This is a genomic window from Mariniflexile aquimaris, from assembly GCF_042676825.1.
Taxonomy (GTDB): domain Bacteria; phylum Bacteroidota; class Bacteroidia; order Flavobacteriales; family Flavobacteriaceae; genus Mariniflexile; species Mariniflexile aquimaris.
This window is the reverse complement of record NZ_JBHTIB010000008.1, coordinates 22,066-37,694: the sequence shown is the minus strand read 5'-3', so window position 1 is coordinate 37,694 and position 15,629 is coordinate 22,066. Positions and strand designations below refer to the sequence as shown.

Below are 15,629 nucleotides of genomic sequence, written 5' to 3'. Positions count from 1 at the left end.
TATTATCGTCTTCCGCCGCCACCAGGACCGCCTCCTCTCGACCTGAAATTTTCACGCATTTCTTCGGTTTTCTTTTTAACAATTTCATCATATTCTACTTTTGTAACCACCTTACCTTTTGATGGTACTTTTATAACATCCTTTTCTTCTGGATTCATAACTATTTTAGAACATAAAATAACCGTTTTATCGGCACTAACTTCTAATATTAAACCCGGCAACCCCCAATAGTCCCCAGGACCTTGACTCACTGGAATTTGCATGGTGTACCAAGCTACTATCTGAATTTCTTTAGTGGTTTCCGCTTCCTTTTCTTCAGTATCTGAAGGTCTTCTAAAACTGGTAATATCTGCCGCATCAACCGTTTTTGTAGCTGTAGCCTTAAAACAGGTATATTGCCCAATCTGTTTGGTTTCGCCTTCCATCTTCCAATTTAATTTTGGAAGCGAATCTTTAATTAAAAATTGCTTTCCAAAAAATTCTTGTTCTTGTAATAACAACTGACTCTTTATGCTTTTATATTGCGGTCCGCCACTAAAACTACTCATCATCATACCAAAACGGCCACTGTTATCCCCTGGTGCATCTAGTTTTTCCTCTTCTTTATATATTGATTCTGATTGGTTGAAGGTTAAAATAAATGTTTTTTCAAACATGGATTTCATGCGCTCTGCCATTTGCTTTTTCTGGTCTTCGCTCATTCCGGGTCTTCCAAAATTGCTCATATCTACAGATGTTTTAGAATAATAATAAGCTTTACCCTGAAAATCGTTTTGTGCAAATGCATACACCGAAACAAAAAGCGCTAAATAATAAACACTTCTTTTAATTAAATTAAATCGCATCATATATAAAATTGTAGTTAGGTTCGTGTAAAAATATATGTTTAAATAGAACTTAGACTACGCACATGATAATTAGTTTAACCTAGCATATGTTAAAGTGTTCTTAAATTTTAAAATTTCGTTCACTATTTATATGTTAAAATTTTTCTGCCGAAACTAATTTGATTTTTGTATTTTTCCACCCTGTATGAAACGTTTACATTTAATTTTATTTTTATGCTCGATAGCAATGAATTCGCAAGAATTTATTGAGGCCAGTTTTGTTAAAAAAACAGAATTAACTGCCGATACTTTTGTGAGCACGAACAACTTTGAAACTACATTTTATATTTTAGAAAATGTATTGTTTAAAAACAGTAAAGAACTAAAAGGTATCGATATTGGATACAATAATTTTCAACTAGGAAATATTACTTCGGTAAACACGTTTAATCCTTTAAAAATCAATGTTTTTTACAAAGATTTTAATACCGTTATAGTTCTTGATAATCGATTAGCCGAAATATTTAAAATAGATTTTAATTCGCAAACCGATTACAAAAACGTATCGCATGTATCAACCGGGTCGGATAATACCTTATGGATTTTCAATCAAAACACACAGCAAATAGAGCTTTTCGACTATAAAACAAATACAACACGCGCTAAGACTTTACCTATTCAAAGTCCTGTTTTAGATTTAAAAAGCAATTATAATTTTTGCTGGGTACTTACTGAAAAGCAACTTATTATTTATGATTATTTTGGCAACTTAGTAAAGAAAATAAAAAATGATGGCTATACCTCGATAGAGGTAGACAATGAGAATGTTATCTTAAAAAAAGAGAATGCCTTGTTTTATTTGAAAAAAAGTTCAGAGGTGATCATCCCAATTAGGCTGCCTAATTTGTTAATAAAACAGTTTTCTGCAACCAACGAAACCTTGTATCTTTACACCGACGAAACGCTTCAGCAATTCCAATTAAAAAATCTCTAAATTATGCACATTGCGATAGCCGGAAATATTGGCGCAGGAAAAACAACCCTCACTAAATTATTAGCAAAACACTATAAATGGGAACCGCAACTGGAAGACGTTGTAGACAATCCGTATTTAGATGATTTTTACAACCAAATGGAACGTTGGAGTTTTAATTTGCAGGTTTATTTTTTGAATAGCCGATTTAGACAAGTTTTGCAAATTCGCGAAAGCGGGAAGGACATTATTCAAGATAGAACCATTTATGAAGATGCGCATATATTTGCTCCTAACTTACATGCTATGGGTTTAATGACGAATCGCGATTTCGAAAACTATAAATCGCTTTTCGAATTAATGGAATCGTTAGTTAAAGGACCAGATGTATTAATCTATTTACGAAGCACCATACCAAATTTAGTATCACAAATTCACAAACGTGGTCGCGATTACGAAAACTCCATTAGCATTGATTATTTAAGCAGATTAAACGAGCGATACGAAGCTTGGATTCATGGTTATAACAAAGGAAAGCTTTTAATTATAGATGTAGACAAACTAGATTTTGTAGACAATCCTGAAGATTTAGGCTTTGTTATTAATACCATTGATGCTGAAATAAATGGGTTGTTTTAGCAATTCTTTAATTAACTTTAATTAACCACAAATCGTTTCGTTGTTGAAGTTGTTTTTAATATATAAACACCTTTAGATAAAAAGCTTACATCAATTTTTTCTGTATTTAATTTTATGTTTTGGGTATAAAGTAATTTACCTAACAAATCAAATATTTTAATTTCACCTATAACGTTTTTATCAGATTTCAAGGTAACATATCCATCTATGGTAGGGATTGGATATAACAGCATATCATTACTTTTTAAAACAGCATTGTTCACACTTAATGATGAACAGGTATTATCTCCATAAATTTCTACTTCTTCATAACTATTCCAACCACCAGGTGAAGAATTTCCATAACCTAAAATTCTAACATATTGTGCAAGAGGGTTTGCTGTTAAAGGAAAATCTTCAAATCCAACTGTTGTTCCAGAGCTTGTTAACAAAACTGTAGCATCTGTAAAATTAACACCATCGGTTGAAGTTGCAATTTTAAAGTAAGAGGCTCTTTCACTACCTTTATGAAAATAAATTTTCACACTAGTAACTGTTTTTAAACATTGTAGATTATAGGTTAAATAAGCAGAACCGGTTGTAGATTCTCCAGACCATCTTGTGGTTGTAATGCCATCAAGTGTATTCTCAGGATTAATTTCACTGTTTACTTGAGTCCCAACCCCGGTTACAGTAATCCCTGTAAGTTTTACCGCATTATTAGGGTTAAATGTGCTGCTAGATTGATTAATGGTGAGTGTTGAACTTTCACTGCCTCCATTTTGTGAAACGGTAATGGTTGCTGTCCTATCTGAACCTGTTGTGTTTTCTGCAATATTAACAGTAATTGTTCCCCCGTTGCTGCCACTTGAAGGGTTAAATGTTACCCAAGAAGCGTTATCAGAAACAATCCAGCTAACATTTGAACTAATATCAAAACTTCCGCTATTTTCAGCTTTGTTAAAATCGAGTCTGTTAGTGGATAATGAAATATATGGATTCGGATTAGAAAGAAACCCAATTTTAACGCTTACATCTTCAACAACATATGGAAGATTTGTTCCGCTACCACCATATTCTTCAGCGCCTGCATCAAAAGAAGTGTTAGATCTTGAACTTCCTAGAATATCTTCGGTTAAAAAACTATAGGTATCGATTCCTGCGTCTATTGCGGCACTTGCGGCTAGCAATCTATAAAAACTTGTTCCGCTTGTTAATAATCCAGAAGTTACGGTTTTATTAGAATTTACATTATTTGTTAAATCCCAGCTGCCATTTTGAGTTATATTACCTTTAATTTCGGATGTTCCAATTGGTGCCGTTACTATAGAAACCGCTTTAATACTAGAATTTAGCATAATGTTGTTTGCTACAATCAAGTTTTCAGGCGCCAATGTTGTACCATTAATAGTCGTACCTATTCTTATCGCCAAATCGCAGTTTACTAACGTGTTATTTGTAATCTGAACATTTTTAACTTGATAATATTCATTAAGCGCTGAATTTACGGTGCCGTTTGAAACATTAATTCCGCCAGTAGCATCCGATCCTGAGCCTCCCGGTTTTTTATAATTTGTACCTTCAATATAATTATTATATATTTTATGTCCCTCACCAATTACCCGAATACCTCCTGAAAACTCGTTATTGTTTGCGAAAAAGTAGTTTCCATAAACTTCGGAATTATTGCCATGTCTCAATGTTAATGTGCCTTGATAATCTCTAAACGTGTTATTGTAATATTTGTTTTTTCCACTTTTATTAGAAATTATTTCTATTTCGCCACTCCAGTCATAAAAAAAGTTGTTATAAACTTCTGTGTACGAATCTGATAAGGAGGTTGCGCTATTTCCAATTCTAATAGCATCTTGGTCGTTTAATCCATTAATGTTATTATCTACAGGAATCCTCTCTCCAAAATAGTTATGATGAATTTTTGAATAATTAGCATTTGCATTATCACGATTATCATTAATAATACTACCTACACCATTTTTTCCTATAAAAGAACTGTGACTAATTTCATTATACTGTCCGTAAATAATAATCCATTTAAAAGTATCGGTGGCTTGCGCGCTTGTTCCGTTAAAACTATCAATTTTTATATTAGTTACTTTACAATTATTACAAACATTATTGCTGGCATCTCTAAACTCAATAATTGGCTCTATAGTTGTTTTACTAGTTCCTACCACCGAAACTAAATTTGAAGGATTACGAAACGTAAAACCTTCAAAAACAATATATGTACCACCTAAACTGATTTGCGGTTTTCCTTCCAGAAAAACTTGTCCAGCATTTTGAGCTTTTATTGTAATTGGATTTGCAGCTGTTCCTGTTTTATTAATATTGATAACAGTATTGCTCCAAACCCCATTAGCTAAAATAATTGTACTACCCGCTGTGGCATTTGAAAGGGCATTTTGAAGTTCGGTGTTATTGCTAACAATTTGTGATTGTGCTACATAAGCAAACAACATCGCGATAATAAGTACCAGTTTTCTCATTTTGTATTCAGCATTTAATTGGATAACCAAATTGGTCAACCAATTCAAATATAATAACTTTTAGAAATTTCCAACTATAAAATAGCTATAAAATAAAAAACCACGCTTTAAACGTGGTTTTTTATCGGAATATGAAAGTATTTACTTAATGTTTCTGTTTTTCTTCAATAATTTCTTTAATTATTTTTTTTGACTTGGTCGCATCAGTATTTAATGCTTCAATATTTGCTTTAACTTCGGCTTCAGTACCTTTAAAAGTTTCGTAGCTTGTTTGTTTTTGGTCATTTTCGGTGGTTATTGTTGTAACTACCGCTTGAAATAAACCGTCTTCACCTTTGGTCATTTCCACTTTCACTTCTTTTGTTACTTCAACTGCTTCTGGTGTATTATTAATTGCATAAGCCGAAACATCCTCTGCATCTAAAGCAATACTTGGCGCAATCACCAATGCTACTACCGACATTAACTTTAATAAGATATTTAATGACGGTCCGGAAGTATCTTTAAACGGATCGCCAACAGTGTCGCCAACTACAGCCGCTTTATGCGCGTCGGTACCTTTTTTACCTTGCTCTTCAATGGTTTTCTTTGCATTGTCCCAAGCACCTCCAGCATTCGATTGAAAAATAGCCATTAACACCCCACAAGTTGTAACGCCTGCTAATAAGCCTCCTAGCATTTCAGCTCCGCCAATAAAACCAACAGCTACAGGAACCGCAATGGCTAATACGCCCGGAAGTACCATTTCTTTAATAGATGCTTTTGTTGAAATATCAACACATTTATCATATTCAGCATAACCATCGGCCGCATCAAAAATTGCTCTATCTTCCGGAGTTGCTTTAGTCATATCAGAATCGTACTTACGCATCACTCCTAAAGCCGCTTTTAATTGCGGAATATCTCTAAACTGGCGACGCACTTCTTCTATCATAGCCATGGCCGCACGACCAACAGCGTTCATTGATAATGCCGAAAACACAAATGGTAGCATCCCTCCAACTAACAGTCCAGCCATAATATCGGGTTTTGAAACATCTATAGACCGCACATTCGCTGTTTCCATAAAAGCCGCAAACAACGCCAAGGCTGTTAATGCAGCCGATGCAATAGCAAAGCCTTTTCCAATAGCAGCCGTGGTATTTCCAACAGCATCTAATTTATCTGTGCGCTCTCGAACTTCTTTAGGTAATTCTGCCATTTCAGCAATACCTCCAGCATTATCGGAAATTGGACCATAAGCATCTACAGCTAATTGAATACCTGTATTTGCTAACATCCCAACCGCTGCAATTGCAATACCATATAAACCTGCAAAATAATGTGACACCAAGATGGCCGCTGCGATTAATAAAATTGGAATCATGGTAGACATCATTCCTATTCCTAAACCAGCAATAATATTAGTTGCTGCTCCTGTTTCTGATTGTCTTACGATTGAATTAACAGGTCCTTTTCCGGTACCAGTATAATATTCGGTAACTTTACCTACTGCCAATCCTGCCACTAAGCCTGCAATGGTTGCCCAAAACACACCCATAGCGCCATACTCCACACCTTTAAAAGTATAGGTTTCTGGTATAAAAGCGGTAATTATAAAATATGAGGCCACAACCATTAATCCAGCTGAACCAAATTCTCCAATATTTAATGCTGTTTGCGGATTCCCACCGTCTTTTACTTTCACAAAAAATGTTCCGATAATAGACATGATAATTCCAACGGCAGCAAGAACCAATGGCAAATACACGGCACCCATTCCGCCAGCAACATCGGGTGTTATAATCAATGCGCCTAAAATCATTGTACCTATGATAGAACCAACATAAGATTCAAATAAATCGGCACCCATTCCGGCAACATCACCCACATTATCACCCACATTATCTGCAATGGTAGCAGGATTTAACGGGTGGTCTTCAGGAATACCTGCCTCGACTTTACCAACTAAATCGGCACCAACATCGGCGGCTTTTGTATAAATACCACCACCTACACGTGCAAAAAGCGCAATAGATGATGCTCCTAATGAAAATCCTGATAGTACATTAAGCACCATTGATACATTTTCCTCACCTGGCCATATTTCTTGATAAATAGCAAACAGTCCGCTTAAACCTAAAACACCAAGACCTACAACGCCTAAGCCCATGACTGCTCCTCCAGCAAAAGCTACTTCTAAAGCTTTTCCAAGCGACGTTCTTGCGGCTTGTGTGGTTCTTACATTCGCTTTGGTAGCGACTCTCATCCCAATAAATCCAGCTAATGCAGAACAAATAGCTCCAACAATAAAAGAAATAGCAACCATTCCGTGCGACCCTGCTTCAGCTGTGCCTTTAAAAAATAATAATATGGCAACCGCCACTACAAATATGGAGAGTATTTTATATTCTGCTTTAAGAAAAGCCATTGCGCCATCGGTAATATTTTTGGCAATACGAATCATCTTATCCGTACCTTGTTCCTGTTTAGTAACCCATGCACTTTTTACAAATACAAATGCCAATGCCAAAACTCCAAAAAGCGGCAAAATTTTCACTAATAATTCCATATAGATTTAGTTTGTTGAGATTAATTTTTTTTTAAAGAAGCTAAAAATAGTAAAATATAAGTGATAAAAAAAACCACCTTTTATTAAAGATGGTTCATTTTAAATTTAATTTTCTAAGAATCTAATAATTAGATAGTAAAAGTTCTTTTTTTCTTGTGTTCACTTTCTTCATACCTAGTGACACATTCGTGATAAATTTTAATAGCTTCTGCAGCATTTCCCCATCCTCCTGTATCTACTTTCTTTTCTTCTAAATCTTTATATACTTGAAAAAAGTGTTCTATTTCCTTTAATCTGTGCGGATTTAATTCTGAAATATCATCTCTATTACTCCAAACCGGGTCTGAGACAGGAACACAAATTATTTTTTCATCTGGTCCTTTTTCATCAGTCATATAAAAAACGCCTATTGGCTTTACTTCCATAACAACCATAGGAAATGTAGGCTCTATACCTAACACCAATACGTCTAATGGATCTTTATCTAATGCCAGCGTTTCTGGAATAAAACCGTAATCACCAGGATACATCATCGATGAAAACAACGTTCGGTCAAAACGGATTTTATGTAAGGTAAAATCGTATTCGTATTTATTTCTACTTCCCTTTGGTATTTCTATCAATACATCAAAAGTTACTCCTTTTTCTTGGCTCATAGTCTTGTTTAATTTATAAAGCAAATATAATTAACCCCATAACTTCATGCAATTAAAATTGAGTTTGTTTTATATTAATATTTAGTATCTTGTTCAAGACTAATTCAAATAAACAATCTTAAGATTATGCGACACTGCTTCTTAGCTTTATCACTGCTTTTTGTTCTGCCATCTTTTAACGCACAAACTCAACCATGGAAAGGAAAATTTGAGCCTATAGATAATTTAATAGCACCTCCAAATACTTACCGAACTGCCAGTGGCGCTCCTGGCAAAGACTATTGGCAACAACGTGCAAATTATAAGATAAAAGTTGTTTTAAACGAAAAAAACAACAGCATTTCTGGCGAAGAAACCATTACCTATTTTAATAATTCGCCCGACGATTTAAGTTATTTATGGATTCAATTAGAACAGAATGTGAATAAAAAAGGAAATGAAGATTTCGGTTCTTTTAATAATGACATACAGGATTCTATCTCTGCAAAACAAATGCAATATCTTACCAGAGCCATAGATTTTCCTGCTGGTTATACCATTAAAAATGTGAAGGATGGCCAGGGAAATAACATGAAAACTATGGTTAATAATACCATGATGAAAGTAAAACTGAATACAATCCTTAAATCGGGTGAATCAATAAGCTTTTCCATTTCCTGGTATTACCCGATTACTGATAGAAGTATGTTTTTATTATCTAGAGAAGGATACGAATATTTTCCGGAAGATAATAATACGGTTTACTTAATAGCGCATTGGTTTCCACGGATGGCGGTATATAATGATACCGAAGGATGGCAAAATCAGCAATTTCAAAAATTGGGTGAATTCGCATTAGAATTTGGCGATTACGATGTTGAAATAACAGTGCCTGAAGACCACATAGTAGCATCAACTGGCACATTACAAAACAGCGAAGAAGTACTTTCTAAGACGCAACGCAACCGATTAGAAAGTGCCAAAAAATCATTTGACAAACCCGTAATGATTATCACGAAAGAAGAAGCAGAAGCTAACGAAAAAACGAAAGCCACGAAACTAAAAACCTGGAAATTTAATGCCACTAATGTTCGTGATTTTGCATTTGCGTCATCGAGAAAATTTCTGTGGGATGCCCAAGCTGTAAAGCTCCCAACCAATACCGTTATGGCGATGTCGTTTTATCCGAAAGAAGGATTACCAGTATGGCAAGAAGAATCTACAAAAGCTATAAAACACGCTTTAGAAGTGTATTCTGAAGCAACCTTCGATTATCCTTATCCAGTGGCAATTTCGGTAAATACTTCAAACATAGGTATGGAATTCCCAATGATTAGTTTTAATGGTGGACGACCGAAAAATGGCAAAATTAGTGATGCCGCTAAACAAGGCATGATTGGAACAATTATTCATGAAGTAGGCCACAATTGGTTTCCTATGATAGTAAGTTCAGACGAGCGCAAATGGATGTGGATGGACGAAGGCTTAAACACCTTTTTACACCAACGCACAGTGGCCGAAAGATACCCCGGATTTAATAGTACAACCCCTAAAAGCATTGTACCTTTTATGAGTGGCGATAAAAATGTAATGCGTCCAATCATGACGACTTCCGACAACGAATTATTCAACCAATTTGGTGCCAATTTCTACATAAAACCGACTGCTGGATTACAAATGTTGAGAAACTCCATTATTGGAAAAGAATTATTTGATGAAGCGTTTAAAGAATATGCCAATCGTTGGAAATACAAACACCCTAACCCAAGTGATTTATTTAGAACGCTTGAAGATGCCACTGCAACCGATTTAGATTGGTTTTACAGAGGATGGTTTTTTACAACAGACCATGTTGATATGGAATTAAGCCATGTTAAATGGTTTAAAGTAGACGAAAAAACTAGCAATATTGAAGACCAGAAAAGAAGCAAAAAAATCAAAATTGCTACTACCGATAGAAACAGCAATGTAGACCCGAAAGATTTTTCGAAAGGAGCCGAAGTCATCACCATGATAAACACCCCAGAAAATGCCTATGGCGATTATTTATCGCGTTTAGATGATAATCAGGTTAGAAAACAGCTGTCTGGAAAAAATATTTATGAAGTGACCATAAAAAATATAGGCGGTCTTGTAATGCCTGTTACTATAGAATGGCAATTTACCGATGGCAGCATAGAAATAGACCGGTTACCTGCTGAAGTGTGGAGAAGCAACGAATATGAAATTAAAAAAACCTTTATTAAAGCAAAAGAAGTACAGAAAGTGACCTTAGACCCAAATTTCGAATTTGCGGATACGGACACATCAAATAATAGCTTTCCTAAAGCAGAACATCAATCTGATTTTGAATCCTTTAAGAAAAAACAGAATAATAAATAACGGCAACAAAACTTTTGTAATTCACAACATTTTTATCGATAAACGATGAAATAATCAGTTATATCGTTTATGTTTTGATTGAAAGCAATTTCGATTTACTTTCGCTTTGCTATTAATCAACTTAATCTTCATGAATATGAAAACAACGAAAATTTATTTTAGACCCTTAGCTATGCTAATCGCTATTTTAGCCTTTTCATTTAACACTACTATGAATGCTCAACAAAATAACGGCAATCAAGGCAACGGTATTGGAGGAAATAACGGAGCTAGTGTTACACATTCAGCCAATGTAAACCCTAACAATAATGGGAATGCCGGTCAAGGAAACCAAGGCAATGGGCTTGGAAATAACCCTTATGGGAACCAAGGCAGTAATGGCAACCCGAATGGAAGAGCCGCTGGAGGTAGCAATGACACTATTCCATTGGACGGTGGACTTTCAATTTTATTAGCAGCAGCTGCTTTTTTTGGCATTAAAAAGTTAAGAGGCAACAAAAAAATGTAATTTAATACATCACGAAACAATATAAAACAAAAAAGAGGCTTTTAAAAGCCTCTTTTTTGTTTTATAAAAGTCCGATATAGCCTCAAACAGTATTAAAAATGGAATCCGAAAGATCCGGTTACCCCAAATTTTCTGGCATCGGGGTTTTCTACTTTATTTAAATAATTGCCTCTAAAATTAAAGTCTATTCTAAATATTTTAAAAATATTTCCAACACCAACACTATATTCGTAGTAAGGTTTTTTATTTGGTGCTTTCAACAAAATGGCATTCGGATTGGTTGTACTATTTAAAGCAATGTTTTCTTCAGAAATATCACCCATAACACCTTTAAAACTAACAATCTCGCGAAGATTAAATTTTCTTAAAAACGGAATTCTTGAAAAGAATCGTCCATTAAAATTATGCTCTAAATGTACTGACGCATACGTATCAGACACAAACTCGTAAAAATCTAATTGAGAAAAGGTGTTATAAATAGAGAAATAAGATTGATTTCCCGGAATTACACTCAGCAACCCAAGTGGCACCTCTCCAAAAGTTTTACCAGCTTCAATACTAGTAGTTAATCTACCAAAACCACCAACTTGCATTGGTTGTATGTAAGACATTTGTAATTTGGTGTAATCAAAATCACCATTTAAAATGCTTTTATCACCATGGCTAACTTGTGCAAAAACACGAGCAAAATCATCGTTAGCTTCTCTGCGTTCTACCCCAAAACCTGTCATTTTCCGTTTTGGAAAATATTGCACCGAAAACGTAGATTCGTATTGTTTAATTACAGACTCTTCTCCATCTGTCGTGTTATAATCTAAACTAAAGGTTGGTGACGCCGATTCTAAGGTTCTGTAATTTCCGCCCAATCTAAAAACCACATTACGCCATGGTTCTAACTCAACTGCTAAGGTTGTTAAATTAATATTCGTAAGCTTATCATTGGCGCCAGTTCCCACTACTGCCGAAGATGCTAAACTACGCCCTAAAACATCGGTACTGGTTGTTAAACTAGCTCCTATTTGCTCTACATCACGCCTGTTTCCACCCGATATAATAAAACGATTTTTCTTATCGATTAACCATTTTCCGGAGATGCCATATTTAAACTTATCGTCGTTAAAACCATAGGCCAAAAACCCTTCTAAACGCCATAAATCATTTTTACCAAAATAGGTTCTGCCTCCAGCTCGTAGTCGCAAGCCTTCGACTTCGTTAAATCCGAAAGTAGAAAAAATGGGTCCGTAATCTAACGGTAATTGATTAAATTCAATATAACCAGAAGCTAAAATACTCCCCAGATTATAAAGGCGTTTAAACTTTTTAACTGTCTTTAAAGTATCTAGCATTTTATAAACACCTTGTTCGTCTTTATTTAAATCTTCTAAACGGTTTTCCTTCCAAAACGTGTCATCCCTATCGTAAACATCCTGATTGTAATTATAAACTTCTTCTTCGTAGAACTTTTTATTTAATTCCTTATCAAACGTATAATTATTGTACAACGTGGTACGTTTTCCGTAAAGGCCTCTAGATTTTTCCTTTTTATTCAAAGCAAAATCAGACATCATGTAATCCCGTTTTACAAGAAAAATAGAATCGTTTAATACTTCAAACTCCTGTTCAATATAAATATCTTTAACCCAGTTAATATTGGCACTTTTTGATGCTTGCAGGTTAATTTCTTTAATGGCATAGGTACTATCTGCTACCCAAAAATCACCTTTAAAAGTTAGCTCATTTTTACGTCTTGGATAGTAAATTATATTGTAACACCATTTTTTATCTATAAAAGCACTATCGTTTAAAACATAATTGTACGTCCCAATTCCTGTTCTGGATAAAGGACTCACGAAACTTTTATCGAAAAATTTTAAATAGTTATCATAAACATCGAAATCGGAATATAAATCATCTACAAAATCTATAACCATCTGATTATCACTAAACCCTGAGTTTTTATTTCCTTTTAAAACCTTTTTTTCTTTCTTAATAATATTATCGCCATAAACCGTTGAAACCGCTTCGTTAATAAAAATAGGCAAATAGGTTTTGCCGGTAACATTAGAGGTGTCTACTTCATTAAAAACAAATTCCATTCCCCTAAACAGCTTACTTTTTATAAGCGCACTGTCTATCGTATTAATATCGAATTCTACTTTTTCGTATTTATTGTACTCGTACTGTTTAAAATGTTTTAAACCATTTGTACGCTTATGTTCCCATATTTTTCGCAATAAATCAATCGCGGGATTGTTCTTTTTGGGTTGTTTCCCCGATACGATTAAAACCTGATTTAATTGAGCAGCCTCTTCTTTTAAAATAAATTTTAAATCATAATTCACTCGTTTAACCAGTGGAACATCTAAAGTTTCATAGCCAATAAATGATACGCGTAAGGTATTCCAAACGCCAGAAGATTCTAAATAAAACTTCCCGTTTTCATCGGTAATTGTGCCCTGATTGGAGCCTTTAAAAATAACATTTGCGAAGGAGATTGGTTCATTATACTCATCAAACACATACCCACTTACTTTGGTTTGTGCTTGCGATAAAAATATTCCTAAGAAAAAAAGTGATAATAATAGTTTTGGGTTCATAAGACAAAAAAACTTCATTAGCAATTATGCTAATGAAGTTTATATAACGTAATAATTCTAATTTTATTTATATAATACTTTTTTTACCGCTTTAACAACTTCTTTGCTGTCTGGTAACCATTCTTCTAACAACACTGGAGAATATGGCGCAGGGGTATCGGCTGTATTAATTCTAACAATTGGCGCATCTAAATAATCAAATGCCTCTGCTTGTACAATATAAGTGATTTCGGTTGAAACATTTCCAAAAGGCCATGCTTCTTCTAAAATTACCAATCTATTCGTTTTCTTAACAGATTTTAAAATAGCTTCTTTATCTAAAGGACGAACGGTACGTAAATCGATTATTTCACAAGAAATACCTTCTCTTGCTAACTCATCGGCTGCTTTGTAAGCTTCCTTGATTATTTTTCCGAATGAAACTATAGTCACATCAGTTCCTTCACGCTTAACATCGGCAACTCCTATCGGGATTACATACTCACCTTCTGGCACTTCACCTTTATCGCCATACATTTGCTCACTCTCCATAAAAATAACTGGATCGTCATCGCGAATAGCAGCCTTTAAAAGACCTTTAGCATCATATACGTTTGATGGCACAATAACTTTTAAACCAGGTGTATTGGCAAACCAGCTTTCGAAGGCTTGCGAGTGCGTTGCCCCTAATTGTCCTGCAGATGCTGTTGGGCCTCTAAATACAATCGGACATTTTAATTGCCCACCAGACATTTGTCTGATTTTTGCAGCATTATTTATTATTTGATCAATTCCAACAAGAGAGAAATTAAAAGTCATAAACTCTACAATCGGTCTGTTGCCAGTCATAGTCGACCCTACTGCGATACCTGCAAACCCAAGTTCTGCAATGGGGGTATCAATAACACGTTTTGGACCAAATTCATCTAACATACCTTTGGATGCTTTATAAGCTCCATTGTATTCTGCGACTTCTTCGCCCATTAAATAAACACTTTCGTCGCGACGCATTTCTTCGCTCATTGCTTCACAAATAGCTTCTCTAAATTGTATTGTCTTCATTAAATATATTTTAATTCGAAAAGCAAAAATAAGAATAAATAAAATACATACGTAAAAAAGAATTATTTAATATTTACTATGCATGCATAGTAAATATTCAGAATAAAATAATTAACTTCGTAGCTTTAAAGAAATAATATTTATTTAATCTGATAAATTATGAAGATATTAGTGTGCATTAGCCACGTTCCCGACACCACATCTAAGATAAATTTTACCGAAAACGATACAAAATTTGACACCAACGGTGTACAGTATGTTATTAATCCTAACGACGAATTTGGATTAACAAGAGCCATGTGGTTTAAAGAAAAACAAGGCGCTAATGTTACCGTTGTTAATGTTGGAGGTGCCGAAACCGAGCCTACTTTACGCAAAGCTTTGGCCATAGGTGCCGATGCTGCCATACGTGTTAATACGGTAGCTACCGATGGTTTTTCGGTTGCTAAACAATTGGCTCATGTAGTTAAAGAAGGTGGTTACGATTTGGTTATTGCAGGCCGTGAATCAATCGACTATAATGGCGGGATGGTTCCAGGTATGCTGGCAGCCCTAACAAACGCCAACTTTGTAAATAATTGTATTAGCTTAGACATCGATGGCACTTCTGTTAAAGCCGTTAGAGAAATTGACGGTGGAAAAGAAATACTTTCTACATCGTTACCTTTAGTTATTGGTGGTCAGAAAGGTTTGGTTGAAGAAAGCGAATTACGCATTCCAAATATGCGAGGCATTATGATGGCACGCCAAAAGCCACTAACTGTTTTAGATCCAATAGAGGCAACGAATGAAACTTCTTCGGTTAAATTTGAAAAACCAGCGCCTAAAGGGGCTGTAAAATTAGTAGCGCCAGATAATTTAGATGAGTTAATAAATTTACTTCACAACGAAGCTAAAGTGATTTAAAGCCTTTCCTAAACCTAAAAAATAGGCCTTAGGTGCGAAAAAAATATAAACAGTTTGCTCCCAAACCCTTTTTATTGGAAAGGA

11 protein-coding genes are annotated in these 15,629 nt (G+C 34.8%); 5 read left to right on the top strand and 6 right to left on the bottom strand.

Translation table 11 applies throughout. The annotated features are described in order from the left end of the window. Positions 1–2 precede the first annotated feature (2 nt). Entirely contained in the window at positions 3–848 is an 846-nt protein-coding gene (locus tag ACFQ0I_RS05180; RefSeq protein WP_379940054.1) for a GLPGLI family protein, read from the bottom strand. A gap of 226 nt (positions 849–1,074) precedes the next feature. Here ACFQ0I_RS05180 and ACFQ0I_RS05175 point away from each other — a divergent pair, with 226 nt between their 5' ends. Beyond that, complete coding sequence (locus ACFQ0I_RS05175; protein ID WP_379940052.1) at positions 1,075–1,821, top strand: hypothetical protein; 747 nt, start codon at positions 1,075–1,077, stop codon at positions 1,819–1,821. A 3-nt stretch (positions 1,822–1,824) separates the two neighbouring features. Further along, complete coding sequence (locus ACFQ0I_RS05170; RefSeq protein ID WP_379940050.1) at positions 1,825–2,439, top strand: deoxynucleoside kinase; 615 nt, start codon at positions 1,825–1,827, stop codon at positions 2,437–2,439. 17 nt (positions 2,440–2,456) lie between these two features. On the opposite strand, the gene ACFQ0I_RS05165 is transcribed toward ACFQ0I_RS05170, so the two are convergent. The 3 genes from ACFQ0I_RS05165 to ACFQ0I_RS05155 all read right to left on the bottom strand — a co-directional run bounded on the left by ACFQ0I_RS05165 (position 2,457) and on the right by ACFQ0I_RS05155 (position 8,132). Further along, entirely contained in the window at positions 2,457–4,925 is a 2,469-nt protein-coding gene (locus tag ACFQ0I_RS05165; protein WP_379940048.1) for a chondroitinase-B domain-containing protein, read from the bottom strand. Between the two features lie 145 nt (positions 4,926–5,070). Beyond that, the gene (locus ACFQ0I_RS05160; RefSeq protein WP_379940045.1) at positions 5,071–7,476 is read right to left on the bottom strand and encodes a sodium-translocating pyrophosphatase; all 2,406 of its coding nucleotides are present in this window, start codon (positions 7,474–7,476) and stop codon (positions 5,071–5,073) included. A gap of 128 nt (positions 7,477–7,604) precedes the next feature. Further along, the gene (locus ACFQ0I_RS05155) at positions 7,605–8,132 is read right to left on the bottom strand and encodes an inorganic diphosphatase (RefSeq protein WP_379940043.1); all 528 of its coding nucleotides are present in this window, start codon (positions 8,130–8,132) and stop codon (positions 7,605–7,607) included. 126 nt (positions 8,133–8,258) lie between these two features. On the opposite strand from ACFQ0I_RS05155, the gene ACFQ0I_RS05150 reads away from it, so the two are divergent. Continuing rightward, positions 8,259–10,493 carry a M1 family metallopeptidase gene (locus tag ACFQ0I_RS05150; RefSeq protein ID WP_379940041.1) on the top strand — a complete coding sequence of 745 codons (2,235 nt, stop codon included), beginning with the start codon at positions 8,259–8,261 and terminating at the stop codon, positions 10,491–10,493. Between the two features lie 136 nt (positions 10,494–10,629). Further along, positions 10,630–11,001: a PID-CTERM protein-sorting domain-containing protein gene (locus tag ACFQ0I_RS05145; protein WP_379940039.1), complete on the top strand. Its 372-nt coding sequence runs from the start codon at positions 10,630–10,632 to the stop codon at positions 10,999–11,001. Between the two features lie 92 nt (positions 11,002–11,093). Here ACFQ0I_RS05145 and ACFQ0I_RS05140 read toward each other — a convergent pair whose 3' ends face one another. Both ACFQ0I_RS05140 and ACFQ0I_RS05135 read right to left on the bottom strand, forming a co-directional pair. Beyond that, positions 11,094–13,598 (bottom strand): DUF5686 and carboxypeptidase-like regulatory domain-containing protein, encoded by a 2,505-nt coding sequence (locus ACFQ0I_RS05140; protein ID WP_379940037.1) that lies wholly within the window; start codon positions 13,596–13,598, stop codon positions 11,094–11,096. Between the two features lie 63 nt (positions 13,599–13,661). Further along, the gene (locus ACFQ0I_RS05135) at positions 13,662–14,639 is read right to left on the bottom strand and encodes a pyruvate dehydrogenase complex E1 component subunit beta (RefSeq protein ID WP_379940035.1); all 978 of its coding nucleotides are present in this window, start codon (positions 14,637–14,639) and stop codon (positions 13,662–13,664) included. A gap of 159 nt (positions 14,640–14,798) precedes the next feature. Here ACFQ0I_RS05135 and ACFQ0I_RS05130 point away from each other — a divergent pair, with 159 nt between their 5' ends. Beyond that, the gene (locus ACFQ0I_RS05130; RefSeq protein WP_379940033.1) at positions 14,799–15,545 is read left to right on the top strand and encodes an electron transfer flavoprotein subunit beta/FixA family protein; all 747 of its coding nucleotides are present in this window, start codon (positions 14,799–14,801) and stop codon (positions 15,543–15,545) included. Positions 15,546–15,629: the final 84 nt, after the last annotated feature.

Excerpts from the sequence above, each read along its gene's own strand:
- ACFQ0I_RS05180 (WP_379940054.1), bottom strand. The coding sequence starts at position 848 with ATGATGCGATTTAATTTAATTAAAAGAAGTGTTTATTATTTAGCGCTT.
- ACFQ0I_RS05175 (WP_379940052.1), top strand. The coding sequence starts at position 1,075 with ATGAATTCGCAAGAATTTATTGAGGCCAGTTTTGTTAAAAAAACAGAA.
- ACFQ0I_RS05170 (WP_379940050.1), top strand. The coding sequence starts at position 1,825 with ATGCACATTGCGATAGCCGGAAATATTGGCGCAGGAAAAACAACCCTC.
- ACFQ0I_RS05165 (WP_379940048.1), bottom strand. The coding sequence starts at position 4,925 with ATGAGAAAACTGGTACTTATTATCGCGATGTTGTTTGCTTATGTAGCA.
- ACFQ0I_RS05160 (WP_379940045.1), bottom strand. The coding sequence starts at position 7,476 with ATGGAATTATTAGTGAAAATTTTGCCGCTTTTTGGAGTTTTGGCATTG.
- ACFQ0I_RS05155 (WP_379940043.1), bottom strand. The coding sequence starts at position 8,132 with ATGAGCCAAGAAAAAGGAGTAACTTTTGATGTATTGATAGAAATACCA.
- ACFQ0I_RS05150 (WP_379940041.1), top strand. The coding sequence starts at position 8,259 with ATGCGACACTGCTTCTTAGCTTTATCACTGCTTTTTGTTCTGCCATCT.
- ACFQ0I_RS05145 (WP_379940039.1), top strand. The coding sequence starts at position 10,630 with ATGAAAACAACGAAAATTTATTTTAGACCCTTAGCTATGCTAATCGCT.
- ACFQ0I_RS05140 (WP_379940037.1), bottom strand. The coding sequence starts at position 13,598 with ATGAACCCAAAACTATTATTATCACTTTTTTTCTTAGGAATATTTTTA.
- ACFQ0I_RS05135 (WP_379940035.1), bottom strand. The coding sequence starts at position 14,639 with ATGAAGACAATACAATTTAGAGAAGCTATTTGTGAAGCAATGAGCGAA.
- ACFQ0I_RS05130 (WP_379940033.1), top strand. The coding sequence starts at position 14,799 with ATGAAGATATTAGTGTGCATTAGCCACGTTCCCGACACCACATCTAAG.